General features: G+C 71.5%; 15 protein-coding genes and 1 pseudogene. 8 read left to right on the top strand and 8 right to left on the bottom strand.

Features of this window, described 5'->3' with window-relative positions:
* Positions 1–73 precede the first annotated feature (73 nt).
* Positions 74–1,090 carry a GNAT family N-acetyltransferase gene (locus tag SLP03_RS10415; protein WP_319460417.1) on the bottom strand — a complete coding sequence of 339 codons (1,017 nt, stop codon included), beginning with the start codon at positions 1,088–1,090 and terminating at the stop codon, positions 74–76.
* A 72-nt stretch (positions 1,091–1,162) separates the two neighbouring features.
* Entirely contained in the window at positions 1,163–2,407 is a 1,245-nt protein-coding gene (locus SLP03_RS10410) for a lytic transglycosylase domain-containing protein (RefSeq protein WP_319460416.1), read from the bottom strand.
* A 56-nt stretch (positions 2,408–2,463) separates the two neighbouring features.
* Here SLP03_RS10410 and SLP03_RS10405 point away from each other — a divergent pair, with 56 nt between their 5' ends.
* Entirely contained in the window at positions 2,464–2,685 is a 222-nt protein-coding gene (locus SLP03_RS10405) for a zinc ribbon domain-containing protein (protein WP_319460341.1), read from the top strand.
* Positions 2,686–2,824: 139 nt separating this feature from the next.
* Positions 2,825–3,271: pseudogene (locus tag SLP03_RS10400) on the top strand (adenylate/guanylate cyclase domain-containing protein); the annotation flags it as partial.
* 107 nt (positions 3,272–3,378) lie between these two features.
* Here the strand turns inward: SLP03_RS10400 and SLP03_RS10395 are convergent.
* Positions 3,379–3,921: a phospholipase gene (locus tag SLP03_RS10395; RefSeq protein WP_319460340.1), complete on the bottom strand. Its 543-nt coding sequence runs from the start codon at positions 3,919–3,921 to the stop codon at positions 3,379–3,381.
* 277 nt (positions 3,922–4,198) lie between these two features.
* Entirely contained in the window at positions 4,199–5,860 is a 1,662-nt protein-coding gene (locus tag SLP03_RS10390; protein ID WP_319460339.1) for a glycoside hydrolase family 10 protein, read from the bottom strand.
* 309 nt (positions 5,861–6,169) lie between these two features.
* Between SLP03_RS10390 and SLP03_RS10385 the strand changes: the two genes are divergently transcribed.
* Complete coding sequence (locus tag SLP03_RS10385) at positions 6,170–7,669, top strand: amino acid permease (protein ID WP_319460338.1); 1,500 nt, start codon at positions 6,170–6,172, stop codon at positions 7,667–7,669.
* A gap of 64 nt (positions 7,670–7,733) precedes the next feature.
* On the top strand, positions 7,734–8,744 hold the full coding sequence (locus SLP03_RS10380) for a LacI family DNA-binding transcriptional regulator (RefSeq protein ID WP_319460337.1): 1,011 nt from the start codon (positions 7,734–7,736) through the stop codon (positions 8,742–8,744).
* 22 nt (positions 8,745–8,766) lie between these two features.
* Here the strand turns inward: SLP03_RS10380 and SLP03_RS10375 are convergent, their stop codons facing one another.
* The 3 genes from SLP03_RS10375 to SLP03_RS10365 form a co-directional block, all read right to left on the bottom strand.
* A complete protein-coding gene (locus SLP03_RS10375; protein WP_319460336.1) occupies positions 8,767–9,492 on the bottom strand; it encodes a methyltransferase domain-containing protein in 726 nt (241 codons plus the stop codon).
* 104 nt (positions 9,493–9,596) lie between these two features.
* Positions 9,597–9,917, bottom strand: coding sequence for a hypothetical protein (locus tag SLP03_RS10370; protein WP_319460335.1), 321 nt, complete (start codon positions 9,915–9,917; stop codon positions 9,597–9,599).
* Positions 9,918–9,955: 38 nt separating this feature from the next.
* The gene (locus SLP03_RS10365) at positions 9,956–11,593 is read right to left on the bottom strand and encodes an ABC-F family ATP-binding cassette domain-containing protein (RefSeq protein ID WP_319460334.1); all 1,638 of its coding nucleotides are present in this window, start codon (positions 11,591–11,593) and stop codon (positions 9,956–9,958) included.
* Between the two features lie 89 nt (positions 11,594–11,682).
* Here SLP03_RS10365 and SLP03_RS10360 point away from each other — a divergent pair, with 89 nt between their 5' ends.
* From SLP03_RS10360 to SLP03_RS10350, 3 genes are all read left to right on the top strand, one after another.
* Positions 11,683–12,453, top strand: a complete 771-nt coding sequence (locus SLP03_RS10360; protein WP_319460333.1) for an ROK family protein — start codon at positions 11,683–11,685, stop codon at positions 12,451–12,453.
* Between the two features lie 89 nt (positions 12,454–12,542).
* The gene (locus SLP03_RS10355; protein ID WP_319460332.1) at positions 12,543–12,911 is read left to right on the top strand and encodes a tetratricopeptide repeat protein; all 369 of its coding nucleotides are present in this window, start codon (positions 12,543–12,545) and stop codon (positions 12,909–12,911) included.
* Between the two features lie 90 nt (positions 12,912–13,001).
* Complete coding sequence (locus SLP03_RS10350; protein WP_117664998.1) at positions 13,002–13,256, top strand: Smr/MutS family protein; 255 nt, start codon at positions 13,002–13,004, stop codon at positions 13,254–13,256.
* On the opposite strand, the gene SLP03_RS10345 is transcribed toward SLP03_RS10350, so the two are convergent.
* A complete protein-coding gene (locus SLP03_RS10345) occupies positions 13,234–13,587 on the bottom strand; it encodes a hypothetical protein (RefSeq protein ID WP_319460331.1) in 354 nt (117 codons plus the stop codon). The two genes, SLP03_RS10350 and SLP03_RS10345, sit on opposite strands and share 23 nt — an antisense overlap.
* A 366-nt stretch (positions 13,588–13,953) precedes the next feature.
* Between SLP03_RS10345 and SLP03_RS10340 the strand changes: the two genes are divergently transcribed.
* Positions 13,954–14,454: a hypothetical protein gene (locus tag SLP03_RS10340; protein WP_319460330.1), complete on the top strand. Its 501-nt coding sequence runs from the start codon at positions 13,954–13,956 to the stop codon at positions 14,452–14,454.
* Positions 14,455–16,071: the final 1,617 nt, after the last annotated feature.

Genomic DNA, 16,071 nt, shown 5'->3' with positions numbered 1-16,071 from the left:
CGGGAACTAACGCAAGTTAAGGGGCGTTCCTGTCCGCCGTCCATCCCCCGGCGGGCCGTTTGGTGAATATCTGTCAGCGCTGGGCGTCGAGGCGGTGCACCAACTCGGCGACGTCCACACCGTACTCGCACCAGTCCCGGTCGGGCCGGTAGCCCAGCTCGGCGTTCACCTTCAGCATCGCCTCGTTGGCCTGGGCGTTCCAGGTCTGCACCTCGGCCAGCTCCGGCTCGGCCGAGCGCAGCTCGAGCAGCATCCGCGCCTTGATCGCCCGGTCGATGCCGTACCCCCGGTGGTCCTGCACCACGATGGTGTCGTACTGGTCGGCCCGGGTCGGGTGCTGGGCCGGCACCACCACCTCGGTCAGCCCGGCCACCTCGCCGCTCTGCTCGTGCAGGGCGAGCACGATGTACGGCTTCATGCCGCGCCGGTGCAGCGTGTCCAGGCTGTCCCGGAGCCGCTCCGGGTCGTACGAGCTGGGGCGCAGCTCGCCGTCGTCGACGTCGCGCACCTCGGACTTCGCCCGGGCGTACGCCTCGATCAGGTCGTCCGGCGGGCCGCCCGGGCAGAACTCCAGGTGGTAGCCGGCCCCGATTCCGGTGGCCATCTCCGCCAGCGCCGGCCAGTCCACCGCGCCCAGGTCGAGCACGCTGCGGGTCTCGACGTACTCCCGGGTGAAGCTGAGCGACTCGTAGAAGGCCACCGCCGGGGTGTCCCCGACGACCTCGACGCCGATCGATCCAAAGCCCTCGTCCCGGATCCGGCGGGCGGCCAGCTTGACCAGGGTGCGGCCCAGCCCGGTGCGCCGGAGCGACGGGTGCACCAGCACCTCCAGCACCCCGATCCCGCCGAGGAGCAGCACGTTGACGTGCCCGAGGATCTGCCCAGGGGCGCCGTCCGCGGCCGGCTCGGCCTGGGCGACCCAGGAGATCCGCCGTTCACCGGGCATCACCTCGGAGAGGTATTCCCGCAGGGAACTCTCCCGCCAGGGCGGATCCTGCGGGAGGTCGGCCGCCAAGACCGCGTTCAGCGTGTCCAGCAGCGACGCGATCTCGGCGGACGACGCGGTCCTGGGGTCCCACTCGCGCACCATCACCCGTCTAGCTTGCCGTCAATGGCTGCCGGGGGGAAGTGCCCAGTTCTTCAATGTGCGCGAACGATCACCTTACGTACGGCTGAGCTGTCCGTACTCGTTCGCCCGATCGAAGACGTCCTGGGCGTACCGACGGACGTCGTTGTAGGAGAGGATGGCACCCCACCAGTCGCCGGGAATGGTCATGTTCCGGCCGCCCTTGCAGAGGTAGTTGCCGGCGGCGAGAGCGGCGTCGTCGATGTCGTGCGGGTCGCTGCGGCCGTCGTTGTCCGCGTCCGCGCCGATCTCCCGCCAGGTGCTGGGGATGAACTGCATCGGCCCGAGCGCCCGGTCGTAGGTGGGGTCCTTGTCCAGTTCGCCCCGGTCGGTGTCGAGGATCCGGGACCGGCCGCCCTGCCCGTCCAGCGGGTCGCCGATGATCTCCGGCTCGGCCCGGCCGGTCGACTTGAGGGTGGCGGCGTTGGCCGACCCGTGCCGGGACTCGACGTACCCGATCGCGGCGAGCGTGGTCCAGCTGAGCTGGCAGCTGCGGTGCGTCTCGGCCAGCACCAGCTGGGCGTAGCCGTACGCCTGCATCGCCACGGCGGGGATCTCGGTCCGCGCGCTCATCTGTTGCGCCCACGCGGCCAGCGCGTCCGCCGGCCGGCCGGTCGGCGTCGGACCGACGACCGGGCCGGTGGGCCGCGCCCCGCCGGGCAGCGGCGTCCCCGCCGGGAGGGGGGTGCCGGGCAGTCCGGTCGCGCCGGGCAGACCCGGGGGTACGGCGTCGCCGCTCGGCCCGGGCAGCGCACCCCCCGCGGGTACGCCGGTGACGCCGACGCCCGCGGTGGCGTCCACGGCCACCGGGCGGGGCGGCCGGGCCGCCTGCGGCACCAGCAGCGCGCCCGCCGCCGCGGTCGCCCCCACCAGGGCGAGCAGGAACACCCCGGGCAGGGCGACCCGCCCGCTGGGACGGCGGGACCAGGCCCGGGTGGCCCGGGCCGCCCCGACGGCGAGCTGCCGGGGCGGTGGCACCCGTACCGCGTGCGCGAACGCCATCCGCCGACGCCGCCCGCCCGTCCCGCTGTCCGGCGCCGGCTCATCGGCCGGCGAGGCCGTCCCGGCCCCGGTGTCGCCGGGCGTCGCCTCGACCGTGCCGGACCTCGGCGTGGCGTCGACGGGTTTGGTTTCCGCGCCGATGGGGGTCGGCTTCGTGGACCTCAGCCAGGGGCGTCGGGGGCGGGGGACCGGTGTGGACTCCGCGGCGGTCCCGAGGCCGTCGGGCGGTGCGGCCGGTCGCAGGGGCCGAACCGTCGATCTGTCCTCGCCGTCCACCACCCGTTGAGTATCACCCATCTCCGCCCGATCGTCAGGCCCGGTCGTACCCTGGTGGCATGCCCCGCTACGAGTTCCGCTGCCGCGCCTGCGGCGACACCTTCGAGGTCAACCGGCCGATGGCCGAGGCCGGCGAGCCCGCGTCCTGCCCGGACGGGCACGCCGACACGGTGCGACTCCTGTCCACCGTCGCGGTCACCGGTCGGGGTGGCGCCGGCCCGGTCGGTGGGGCGTCCGCACCAGCCGGCGGTGGCTGCTGCGGCGGCGGCTGCGGCTGCTGACGTCAGGCTCGGCCTCGTCCCGCCGGCCGATCCGTACCTTGCCGGTGGCGAGATCCGGTGGCACCTTGGGTCGGAATGTGCCCGACCGTTCTCACGATGCGTGACGGCGTGATCATAGGGCAGCATGAAGCCGACGTCAGGGGCGGTGGCGCTGGCCCGGGGGGACCTGGTCGCGGCGCACGAGCATCTGCTGGTGGCGCTCCGTTCCCGGATGAGCCACGGTTACCTCGGCCGGGCCTGCGACACGGTGAACGCGATCGCGGTGCGGTGTGCCCTGGGCGGTGACCCGTTGACCGCGGCCCGGCTCTTCGGGGCGGCGCAAGCGACCCGGGCGAACCTGCGGGCCACCCCGGGCATCTACGGCCCGTACTGGCTGGATCGGCAGGCGCGGCTGCGCCGGGTGCTCGGCGACGGAGCCTTCGACGCCGCGTACAGCGAGGGCGGCGAGCTGGCCCTGGAGGAGGCGGCGGCGCTGGCGCTCGGCGTGGAGCACCCCGACCTGGGGGCGGACTCGCTCCGGTTCGGCACGACCGGCGCTCCGGCTCCCCGCCGGCCCGACCAGGCCCCCGATCCCCACCCCGCCTGAGCGACCCCTCCCGGGCCTCCCGCCCAACCGGCCGCGTGATCAAGAGGTTTGCGTCCAGGACCGGCTGGATCCCGACGCAAACCTCTTGATCAACGCGAGTGGTCGGGTCAGGAGCGGGCGGCGGCGCGGCGTTCGGCGTCGGCCTTCATCCGGGCGGCGCGGTCGATGTCGGACTGCTGGACGGCGGCGACGGAGCCGAAGACGCTGACCGCCTCGTAGTAGGTCCAGGCCAGGCTGTAGCAGGCCGGCCGGACGACGATGTTGTACGTGGCGCAGACCCGCTTCAGGTCGGCGTAGAAGGCGCTGTCCAGGCGGGACTTGTTGGCGGAGAACTGGCCCATCGCCTTGTAGTTGCGGTAACCGAAGTCGTGCCGGTAGCAGGAGAGGCTGAAGTTGAAGCCGAGCGGGTTGTCCGGGCTGGAGGAGCAGTAGTCGGTCGACCAGTCGAAGGCGTACTCGGACCAGGCGGCCTTGTTCAGTCGGCCGGCGTTCCAGGCGTTGTAGCTGGTGGCGCTGGTCTGGGTCCAGCTGGAGAGCACCGAGAGCTTCTGCGCGGTGCTCACCGCGGCGGACGCGGGGGAGGCCACGCCCAGCGCGGTGAGCAGCGCGAACGTGCCGGAGATGAGAATGGTGGCGAGGCGTCTGGACACGGTTACCTCCGCGGGGTGTGCGGTACGGCGGTTACCGGCGGGTCACCGGATGTCGATCAGTGTCGATCAATCGAGGAACGTCGAGCGATGGTCGGCGCGAACTGTTGGTGACATGCGTCGAAACAGACCAATGCCGTGACCCGCGCTATCCCGGGTGGACGGTGCCTGGAGGTGCGGCTCCGCAGGCCGGCCACGGGGTGAACGGCGGGACGCCCGGGGCTCGTCGCGAGCCCCGGGCGTCCCGATCCGACGGCGGCCGGTCGGCCGCCGCGGGTTGTCAGCGTACGAAGCGCGGCGGGCTGGCCGGGCCCTCGTTCCAGACCCGGTCCAGCGCGGTCACGTGGTACGTGTAGCGCTGGCCGGCCGCGGCGGTGGTGTCCATCCAGGACTGCACGTCGCCCTCGTCGCCCCGCACGGTGGCGACCAGGTGCGACGCGTCGGCAAAGTCGCAGCGGTCCGCGATGCCGGTCCCGTCGAACCGGTAGATCGCGTACGAGGTGGCGGTGCCGAACGGGCCGCTGCCGTTCGCCGGCTGCCGCCAGCTCAGGTGCACCCCGTCGTCCTGTCGCTCGGCCCTGGTGATCACGGGGAAGAGCAGTGGCTTGGCCGGCAGGTGCGCCATGGCCGGGACCAGCGCCGGGCGGGAGTAGTGCTCGGCGGCGTAGATGTCCGTGGCTCCGAGCCGGTTCGCCTTGACCTGCACCGCGGAGAAGTGCACGTTGCCGAGCACCTCCGGGTGCGACCGGTTGAGGGTCAGGTGGTCCGACAGTTCCCGCGGGTTCTGCCAGAACGGCCCGTACACCGGCTCACCGCTCTTGTAGTCGGCCTGCCCGATGTAGAGCTGCACCCGGGTGCCGCGCACGGTCTCCGCCCACCACGGCACCAGCCGGGCGTAGTCGGCGGCCGGGTACTGGCCGATGTACCAGTAGAGCTGCGGCACCACGTAGTCGATCCACTCCTCCTTGACCCACTTGCGGGTGTCGGCGGAGATGATGTCGTACGACTGCGAGCCGGTGGTGTCCGAGCCGTTCGGGTCGGCGGAGGCGTTGCGCCAGATGCCGAACGGGCTGACGCCGAACTTCACCCACGGCTTGACCGCCTTGATCTTGGCGTTCATTTCCTGGATCAGCAGGTTGATGTTGTCCCGCCGCCAGTCGGCCTTGTTCGCGAAGCCCCGGTTGTACTGGGCGAAGGTGGCGTCGTCCGGCACCTGGTGCGTGCCGCTCGGGTACGGGTAGAAGTAGTCGTCGAAGTGCACGCCGTCGATGTCGTACCGGCTGACCGCGTCCATCATCGCGGTCTGGACGAACTCGCGGACCTCAGGGATGCCGGGGTTGTAGTAGAGCCGGCTGCCGGCGACCCCGGCCGGCGGGTAGGCGAAGACCCAGTCCGGGTGCTGCCGGGCCGGATGGTTCGGCGCGAGCTTCGCGAGGTCCGCGCCGGCCCCGCCGGGGGCCGGCATGGAGACGCGGTACGGGTTGAACCAGGCGTGGAACTCGAGGTTCCGCTTGTGCGACTCCGCCACCAGGAAGGCCAGCGGGTCCCAGCCCGGGTCCTGGCCGCGCACCCCGGTCAGGTACTCCGACCACGGCTCGTACGGCGACGGCCAGAACGCGTCGGCGGTCGGGCGGACCTGGACCACGACCGCGTTGTGGTTGAGCTTCTGGGCCAGGTCGAGCCAGCCCAGGTACTCCGCCTTCTGCTTGGCGATCTGGTCGGGCGCGGTCTGGGAGGCCTTGCTGGGCCAGTCGATGTTCGTCACCGACGCGATCCACATCGCCCGGAACTGACGCTTCGGGGTGGCCGGGTCGGTGATGCAGTTGGTCGAGGTGGGGGCGGTCGCCGCGTCGCTCTCCGCGGCGCTCGCGGGCGTGGCGGCGACGAGCGCGCCGAGCAGCGCCACGGCGAGCCCGGCGGCTCTGAACCGAGTTGCCTTCATCCGGTGCGGTCCCTTCGTTCGGCTCCCGGGGCGGGTGTCGGGTAATGACGGACGTCGGGCGTATCCGGCAAGATTCGTCGCAGAGCCTCCGTCCTTGGTAGAAAACTTTCACTATTCGCCGGGCGGCGCAAGACCTCCGGACGGATCGATGAGCAGGTGGGGCCGAACGTGTGAGGGTGAGCCGGCCCACACGCTCGATCGTGACCTTTCCGACACGGGCAGTCGCGGGTCGGCTGGGAGGAGCCTGGGTACCTTGGCCGGTCACTGGCCGCCACCGTGGTGGCCGCTCCGTGGGGAGGGGTGGTCGTTTTGTCCGTACTGCGGACCAAACCGATCAACGACGTGGTGGCCCAGGCGGATGCCGACGGCTCCGACGGGAAACTCGGGCTGCGCCGCCGGCTCGGCGCCGTCGACCTGATGGGCTTCGGCATCGGCATGGTGATCGGCACCGGCATCTTCACGCTGACCGGCATCGAGGCGAAGAACCACGCCGGAGCCGGCGTGGTCGTCTCGTTCGCCATCGCGGGCGTGGTCGCCCTGCTTGCCGCGCTCTGCTACGCCGAGCTGGCTTCCAGCGTGCCGACCGCCGGCAGCGCCTACACCTACGCGTACGCGACCATGGGCGAGATTGTCGCCTGGATCATCGGCTGGGACCTGCTGCTGGAGTTCGCGCTCGGGTCGGCGGTGGTGGCCCGCGGCTGGTCCGGCTATCTCGCCGAACTCGTCGGCCTGCCCACCACCTGGTTCGGCGAGGAGGGCAGCATCGTCAACGTCGGCGCCATGGCGATCGTGCTGATCCTCGGCGTGGTGGTCATCGTCGGCATCCGCGAGTCCGCCCGGGTGACCAACCTGCTCGTCCTGGTCAAGGTGGCGATCTGCGTCTTCATCGTGGTCGCCGGGCTCTTCTTCGTGAAGGCCGCCAACCTCAGCCCGTTCATCCCGCCGGCCGAGCCGGCGGGCGGCGCCGAGGACGGCATCCGGCAGCCGGTCACCCAGGCCATCTTCGGGATGGAGCCGTCGGTCTTCGGCTTCGCCGGGGTGCTCACCGCCGCCGCCGTGGTCTTCTTCGCGTACACCGGCTTCGAGGCGGTGGCGAACCTCGGCGAGGAGACCAGGAAGCCGCGCCGGGACCTGCCGCTGGGCCTGCTCGGCACGCTGATCATCTCGACCGTGCTGTACATCGGCGTCTCGCTGGTCCTGGTCGGCATGGTGCCCCACGCCGAGATCGACGAGGGTGCCCCGATCGCCTCGGCCTTCAAGGCGGTCGGCGCCGGCTGGGCGGCCGTCCTGGTATCCATTGCCGCCATCGCCGGCCTGACCAGCGTCATCCTGGTCGGCCTGGTGGCCATGGGGCGGATCGGCTTCGCCATCGCCCGCGACGGGCTGATCCCGCCGTCGATCGCCAAGGTGCACCCGCGCTGGGGCACCCCGTACCGGATCTCGGCGATCATGACCGTCGGCGTCGCGTTGCTCGCCGGGTTCCTGCCACTCTCCGCCCTGGCCGACCTGGTCAGCATCGGCGCGCTCTGCGCGTTCGTGCTGGTCTCCGTGGCGGTGCCGATCCTGCGCCGCAAGCGCCCCGACCTGGAGCGGCCGTTCAAGGTGCCGTTCTCCCCGGTGCTGCCGATCGTCTCGGCGCTGGCCTGCCTCTACCTGATGCTCAACCTGTCGGTGGAGACCTGGATCCGGTTCCTGGCCTGGATGCTGCTCGGCGGGATCATCTACTTCGGCTACGGCTACCGCCGTAACCGCCTCGCCCGCCACGAGGCCGCCGAGCGGACCAGCGAGCCGGCGTCCACCACGTTTTAAGCAACGTTGTGAGGGGGTGCGGTCGCAGTACAGTGCCGGCAGTACCGACACGGGAGGGTTGGCAGTGCGGCACAGGCTCAAGGACGTCGCCGAGCGGGCCGGCGTGTCGGTGAAGACCGTCTCCAATGTGGTCAACGGCTACCTGCACGTCCGGCCGGACACCCGGGCCCGGGTGGAGGAGGCGATCGCCGAGCTGAACTACCGGCCCAACCTCTCCGCGCGCAACCTGCGCAAGGGGCGGACCGGGGTGATCGCGCTGGCCGTACCGGAGCTGGACATCCCGTACTTCGCCGAGCTGGCCCGGCACGTCGTCACCGCCGCCGCCGAGCACGGCTGGACCGTGCTGATCGACCAGACCGGGGGCGGCCCGGAGCAGGAACGCAAGGTCGCCAGCGGGATCGGCGACCACATGATCGACGGCCTGATCTTCAGCCCGCTGGCGCTCAACGCCGACGACCTCGCCGGCCTCGACGGCATGCCGATGGTGCTGCTCGGCGAGCGGGTCGACCACGGCCCGGCCGACCACGTCGTGATCGACAACGTGGCCGCCGCCCGGGAGATCACCGCGCACCTGATCGGGCTCGGCCGCCGCCGGATCGCCGCCATCGGCTCGCAGCGCACCCCCGAGGGCGCCAGCGCCCGGCTCCGCCTGGCCGGCTACACCGCCGCCCTCGCAGAGGCCGGCATCGGGTACGACGAGAAGCTGGTGGCGCCCGCGCCGGCCTGGCACCGCGCGGACGGCGCCGCCGCCGTGCGCCACCTGCTCTCCTCCGGCGTACGCCCCGACGCCGTCTTCTGCTTCAACGACACCCTCGCCCTCGGCGCCCTGCGCGCCCTGCACGAGGCGGGGCTGCGGGTGCCCGAGGACGTCGCGGTGGCCGGCTTCGACGACATCGAGGACGGCCGGTTCTCCATCCCCACCCTCACCACCGTGGCCCCCGACAAGGAGTGCATCGCGCGGCTCGCGGTGGAGTTGCTGGCCGGCCGCCTCGACGGCGACCGGGGGGCGCCGCCCCGGGCGCTCACCGCCCCCCACCGGCTGGCCACCCGCGAGAGCACCACCGGCCGCGCCTGACCGGGCCGCCCGGGCCGCCCGGTCAGTCGAAGAAGCGGGCCAGGTGGCTCGGCGCGGGCGCCGGGTCGTCCGGGCCCAGCGGGGTCAGGTCGGCGAAGATGGAAGCGCCGTCGCAGTCGACGTGCAGGGGGTACCAGCGTGGGGTGCCCGGCGGGCGCTGACCGCAGATGCCCTTGAACGTCTGCACGTCCAGCAGCCGGACGTGGGTCGGGTCGGCGACCGCGTTCACGTGCCGCCACCACGGGCTCATCACGTGCAGCACGCCGCCCGGCCGGAGCGCCCGGTGGCACTCGTCCAACAACGGCAGGAAGTCGATCAGGTGCTCCAGGATGTGCACCGCGAAGAACACGTCCACCGAATCGTCGGCCAGCGGCAGCGAGCCGGAGAGGTCGGCCACCGCGTTCACCCCGGGCGCCGGGTAGATGTCCAGCCCCAGGTTGCCCGGCCACTGCTTGGTGGCCCCGCAACCCAGGTCCACCACCACCGGCGCGCGGCCGCCGACGCCCACCCGGCTCCAGACCCCGAGCACGCCGGCGAGCCGGCCCACCACGTCGCGGACCAGTCGCAGCTCGGCCGGCTCGCCCACCTCGCCGGTCAGGTGCGCGACGCCCCGGTCGAAGCGCACCTGCACCGCCAGCGGGCGGAGTCGCTCGTCGTGCCGGGCCAGATCGGCCCACGCCTCGGCGAGGAATCCATCGACCTTGCGCAGCCGCTCGGCCGACGGTGCGGACTGGGCCATCGCGACCATGAGCCACCTCCGGGCCGCCCGTTACCCGGATCCGCGCCCGATATGCCTCGATCATGAAGATCCGGGCCCGGCGCCGCCCGCCCGCACCCTGCCGCAGCGGCGGGTCAGCCGGAGATCGTCCGCCGGGCGGTCCGGCCCGCGCCGCGTATCCGCTGGCGGGGCGGCGGGACGGTCGTCCGGGGCCGCTTGAGGTGGTAGCGGTGCAGCTCGGTGAGGCCCTCGAGGGACGGGTCCTCGCTCATCGCGACCAGCTCCCAGCCCTGGTCGCCGGCCCGATTCAGGTGGGCCAGCGCGGTGTCGCCGTACGGGGTGACGTCGACCATCGAGCCGTCCGGGCCGTACCAGATGAAGACGACCTCCCACCCGATGTCGGTGGTGGCCGCCTGGCGGCGACGGACCAGCAGCGCGTACTCCCACTTGAGCATGGAGTCATTCTCACCCGGCACGCGGCCGCCGGCACGGATCAATCCTCGGCGATCCGTCCGGCGTCCACCCGCAGCCGCCGGTTGACGCTCACCGCCTCCAGCATCCGCCGGTCGTGGGTGACCAGCAGCAGGGTGCCCGGGTAGTTCGCCAGCGCCGACTCCAACTGCTCGATCGCCGGCAGGTCCAGGTGGTTGGTCGGCTCGTCCAGCACCAGCAGGTTGACCCCGCGCCCCTGAAGCAGGGCCAGCGCCGCGCGGGTCCGCTCGCCCGGCGAGAGGGTCGCCGCCGGCCGCAGCACATGCGCCGCCCGCAGGCCGAACTTGGCCAGCAGCGTCCGGGCGTCCGCCGGCGCCAGCTCGGGTACGGCGGCGCCGAAGGCGTCCAGCAGCGGCTGGTCGCCGAGGAAGAGCCCGCGGGCCTGGTCGACCTCGCCGACCACCACCCCGGGACCGAGCGCGGCGTGCCCCTCGTCGAGCGGCAGCCGGCCCAGCAGCGCCGCGAGCAGCGTGCTCTTGCCGGAGCCGTTCGCCCCGGTGATCGCCACCCGGTCCGCCCAGTCGATCTGGAGGTCCACCGGGCCGAGGGTGAAGCCGCCCCGGCGTACGACGGCGCCCCGGAGCCCGGCCACGACGGCGCCGGCGCGCGGCGCGGCGGCGATCTCCATCCGCAGCTCCCACTCCTTGCGCGGCTCCTCGACCGCATCCAGCCGTTCGATCAGCCGCTCGGTCTGCTTGGCCTTCGCCGCCTGCTTCTCCGTCGCCTCGGCGCGGAACTTGCGCCCGATCTTGTCGTTGTCGGTGGCCTTGCGCCGGGCGTTCTTCACGCCCTTCTCCATCCAGGCCCGCTGGGTGCGGGCGCGAGCCTCCAGCGCCGCCCGGGTGTCGGCGTACTCCTCGTAGCCGGCGCGGGCGTGCCGGCGGGCCACCTCCCGCTCCTCCAGGTATGCCGCGTAGCCGCCGCCGTAGTGCCGGACCTGCTGCTGGGGCAGGTCCAGCTCCAGCACCCGGGTCACCGTCCGGGTCAGGAACTCGCGGTCGTGGCTGACCAGCACGGTGCCGGCGCGCAGCCCCGTGACGAACCGCTCCAGCCGGTCCAGGCCGGCCAGGTCGAGGTCGTTGGTGGGCTCGTCGAGCAGGAAGACGTCGTACCGGCTGAGCAGCAGGGAGGCCAATCCGGCCCGGGCCGCCTGCCCGCCGGAGAGAGCGGTCATCGGGTGGTCCAGGCCCACGGTCAGCCCCAGCTCGGCGGCGACCTGCTCCGCGCGTTCCTCCAGGTCCGCGCCGCCCAGGCCGAGCCAGCGCTCCAGCGCCTCCGCGTACGCGTCATCGGCGCCGGCCGCCCCCACGGTCAGCGCCTCGGTGGCGGTGTCGAGCGCGGCCTGCGCCGCGGTGACCCCGGTGCGCCGGGCCAGGAAGTCCCGGACCGCCTCGCCGGGCCGGCGCTCCGGCTCCTGCGGCAGGTAGCCGACGGTGGCGGTGGGCGGGTTCAACGAGACGCTGCCCAGCTCCACCGGCTGGAGCCCGGCGAGGGTCCGCAGCAGCGTCGACTTGCCCGCCCCGTTCGCCCCCACCAACCCGACCACGTCCCCGGGGGCGACCACCAGTTCCAGGTCGGAGAAGAGCAGCCGGTCACCGTGCCCGGCGGCGAGGTCCTTGACGATCAACGTGGCGCTCATGAGGAGGTCGAGCCTACCGGCGCGGCGACCGGCGGCCGATCCGATGACCCGCGCTCCGCCGGTAACCGACCTGAGGGAGACTCACGGGCGTGGTGACCACTCTCGCGATCGACTGCGGCGGCGGCGGGATCAAGGCGTCCGTGCTGGACGCCGCCGGGACGATGCGCGCCCGGCCGCTGCGGGTGCCCACCCCGTACCCTTTGCCGCCGTCGCTCCTCGTCAAGACCCTGCTGGACCTGGGCGCCCGGCTGCCAGCGGCGGACCGGATGACCGTCGGCATGCCGGGCATGATCCGGCACGGCGTGGTGGTGGCGACCCCGCACTACGTGACCCGGTCCGGGCCGCGCAGCAAGGTCGACCCGGACCTGGTCGCCGAGTGGTCCGGGTACGACGCGCGCACCGCGCTCGCCGAGGCGTTCGGGATCCCGGCGCTGGTGCTCAACGACGCCGAGGTGCACGGCGCGGGCGTGGTCGCCGGGACCGGCTGCGAGCTGGTGCTGACCCTCGGCACCGGGCTGGGCAGCGCGCTCTTCGACGGCGGGCTGCTCGCCCCGCACCTGGAGCTGTCGCACGCCCCGGTGCGCTGGGGCACCACCTACGACACGTACGTGGGGGAGCCGGAGCGGCGCCGGCTCGGCGACGCGTTCTGGTCCCGCCGGATCCGGCAGGTGGTGGACGGGCTGCGCCCGGTGTTCCACTGGGACCGGCTCTACCTGGGCGGGGGGAACTCCCGATTGATCCGCCCGGAGCAGCTCGCCCGGATGGGTGACGACGTGGTGGTCGTCCCGAACACCGCCGGAATCGTCGGCGGTGTCCGAGCATGGGACCTGATGGGCGACCGGTACGACCCGACCCCCTGACGCAACTTCCGCGAACGGAACACTCGCGGGAAGGCCGGTGTTGTGCCAGCGTCGGAACAAGGGCGGCGCGACACGAGGAGGTGGGTCGAGTGGATCTTCTGGCGGAATACCGACGGGCGACCATGTTCTTCGAAGCGGGTGACCCGACCGGAGCGGCCCGGCTGCTCGAGCCGATCGTCGAGGCGGAACCCGGCAACTCCTCCGTGCGGCAGCTGCTGGCCCGGGCGTACTTCCAGTCGGCCCAGCTCAACCGGGCCGAGGAGCAGTTGCGCGAGCTGGTCGACCGGGACCCGAGCGACCACTACGCGCACCACGTGCTGGGCCGGACGCTGGAGCGGATGAACCGGCACGCCGACGCGCTGCGGCACCTGCGCATCGCGGCGGCCATGTACTCGACCAACACCGACTACACGACCGCGCTGCGTCGGGTGGAGAGTCGGGTCAGCGGCGGTCGCTGACCCGTACCAGCACGAACGGACAGGGCAGCCCGGGTGGGCTGCCCTTCGCCGTCTCCGGGGCCGGCGACCCGGCGGGCCTACGATGGGATGGTGAAGCTCAAGCTCGATCTCCACGACATCTTCAACAAGGGCCAGGACATCGACCGCGCGCTGCGCGGGATCATGGACGAGGCGGTGGCGAAGAAGGCCACCCTCGTGGAGATCATCCCTGGCAAGGGCTCCGGCCAGCTCAAGAAGCGGGTGCTGCGGTTCCTCGACCAGAAGGACGTCAAGCAGCTCTACCACCGGGTGGAGAAGGACTCCAAGAATTTCGGCCGCCTCTTCATCCACTTCCGCTGGAAGTAAGAGCCCCGGCATCCCGACCTCGCGCGCTACCGTCGAGGTGGCTCCTGAGCTGCGGAAACGCCTTCCGTCGGCTTCCGGCATCTTCCGCCGTTACTCGCGCTCGGTTGTGCCGGATCTGTGCCCGGTGATCATGAGGCTCTCGAGCTTCCGCGATAGCCGCGGTCGCGGCCCCGATCCGGTCGAGGACGCCTTGGAGGTACTCCTCCACGATTTGCCGCGCGGTGACCGCCGGGACCGGGTCCGGGTCGTGTACGCCCGCCTCGGCGAGGTCGGCGGCCGCGTCACCGACCGGCGACACCGTCCCGTCCCGGCCGATCGTGAACAGGTACACGCCGATCTCCGCGGCCGTCTCGCACGCCGTGGCCGTGGTTCGAAACCTGCCGCGCCCACCACGTACACCAGCACAAAAGGTTCCCTGGCCACGTAGCGCATGCTCTCGGTCCTGGTCTTGCCTTCGGCGGTACGGCGGGTGACGTAGCCCTTGGTGGTTCGGTGGCCGCGCATGCGGACCAGGGTGAAACGCCCAAGGCAGTTGGCCTCGACGCTCGGTCGGACAGCCCCTCCTCGGATGCTGGCGCTGGCGCATCCGCAGATCCATCGCCAGATGAGACATCCAGCCGACTGACGGCGTTGGCCGGCAAGCGGTACCGTACTGCCCGCGCTACCACCGGACATGCCCAAAGGGGAGGGACTGCCCATGACAACCGACAACCCAACGGTGGCCTCACCGGGCCTGGTCTGCCGCGTGGGCGCAGGCGTGATCGGCGGGCTCGCCGGCGGCGTGGTCTTCGGTGTCATGATGCAGGCGCTGGGCATGTTGCCGATGGTTGCCAGGCTCGTCGATGGCGAGTCGGTCCTCGTTGGCTGGGGTGTGCACCTGGCGATCTCCGCGTTCGTCGGCACCACGTACGCGCTCATCTTCGGCGCCTTGGCCGAGGTCCTCGTCGCATCGGCGGTGCTCGGTGTGCTCTACGGGGCGTTCTGGTGGGTGCTCGGCGGGCTCACGCTGATGCCGCTACGGCTGGGCCTGGGCATGTTCGTCCTGAACAGCGCGGCCTGGCAGAGCCTGGCCGGCCACCTCGCCTACGGCCTGGTCCTCGGCCTCGCGTACGCCCTGGTCATCCCGCGGCGCCTCGGGGCCCCCGACCGCCTTGGACAACTTCCTCGGGCTGCGGAGCTGGGCCGCCACCGCGACTGAGCGCGGCCTGCAGAGCGCCAGCGGCGGCGGCCGGCGCGGGCGACCGCGACCAGGTCACGGCGGAACTCCGGCGGGAGCGCTTTCGGCATGGCAGACATCCTTCCAGCGAGGAACGCATCCTCACAGGTCAGGAGTCAACCGAACCGGGGGCAGTCCCAGGTTAGGCACCTTCCAAACCGACGGTCCGTGGCTACTGGTCGTCGTCTTCGTCGTCCCGCATCAGGCGGTCGAGGTCCTCAAGGCGCATCCGCTTGATTTGGGTCTCCAGTTTGCGGCTGTACTGGCGATCGTTCGGATCCATGCCGTTACGAAATCGAGAGCTGCGGCCATACTCCTTGAGGAAGCCACCCAGCTCCCGACGTGTGCGTTCCCGCCGGCCCGAAATGGACGCCACTCTAGGATCCGAAGGGCGAGTCACGCCTTCCCATAACCGCTGTGGACAGCAACGGCCCGAGATCAGGACAGCCGGCGGCGACTGGGCGTGGATCGTAGCCCGAGGTCACGGACGCGGACGGACGCCGATAGACGAAGCGCGCAGTTCTTACAGACGAGAGATCAGGGGCGCCTCGGATGCGCAGCGCATCATGCCTCAGTCCTTCTGCTTCCACCAGGCCGTGAGGACGGCAAGGAGGAAGAGGCAGGTAGGGCCTCCGAAGACCACCAGAACAAACTCGACGATGGCGCCGGAATCCATCGGCCGACTGTAGATGACTCGCGAATTCTGGTCCACAACGTCGAGAGACGTCCCGGCCGCGTGGGGCACACCTGTGCGTCTTCACCCAAGCTTCCCATTCTTCTCCTTTGTTACGTCCTGCGACTGCACCCGGAGCTGCGCGAATGCGGTGGCGCCGGTCAGCACCAGCGGCGGGGTGACTAACCGGGTGAGGACCGGGAGGGTAACCGCTTCTCTGCTGGCCAGCGAGCGTCGACTTCGTGGGCGGCAGCCACGCAGGCGGCACATGCATTGGGCCGCGACGGATCGAAGTGATGCCGGTACACCGTCACCTGGTCTCGGGGAAGACCGCACAGGCTCCCGTCGCCCACGGCGTGAAGCGTGGCAGTCGGGTCCGACGAGTCTGCGGTGGCCGGGTAGCCGGCTGCCCATTGTTGGTCTATCGGGGCGTGTGGCCCATAGAAGGACTCACCGGTCTTCTCGACCTGGTAGAACTGCGCTGGGCAGTGAGAGCACGAGTGCCACCGGGTTGGCCCATGCCCATGAAGGTTGGTTACGCCGAGAAGAACCAGCTCACGTCCGCACATCTCACACGTCACCCGCGCAGGGTTCCACAAGGCTTGACCGGCCGGCACCTCTGATGGGACGGCATCAGGACGGCTCTGCTGTGGTCCAAGATCATGCCGTTTCCAGGCCGTCGAACGAGAGCCAACAGCGACCATCGTTGACCATCCATGCCAGGCGTAGCAGCAGCTCGGAGCCACAGTCGCCCGATTCGATCAACTACGCCCCCCACCTAGATCAATACCGCTGGAAGTAACGAGGTCGTGCACGATTAGGACCCGGTAGTGCTTGTATGCCGGGTTCGGTTTGGTGGTTTGCTTACCGTTCGGCGCAGCGGTCGGAGACCAGTCCGGCGATGGCGAGCGTGGTGTCTTCGAAGT

Origin of the sequence: Micromonospora sp. RTP1Z1 (genome assembly GCF_033804685.1) — a bacterium.
In the GTDB taxonomy this organism is placed as follows: Bacteria; Actinomycetota; Actinomycetes; order Mycobacteriales; family Micromonosporaceae; genus Micromonospora.
This window is presented reverse-complemented; position numbering and strand designations above follow the sequence as displayed.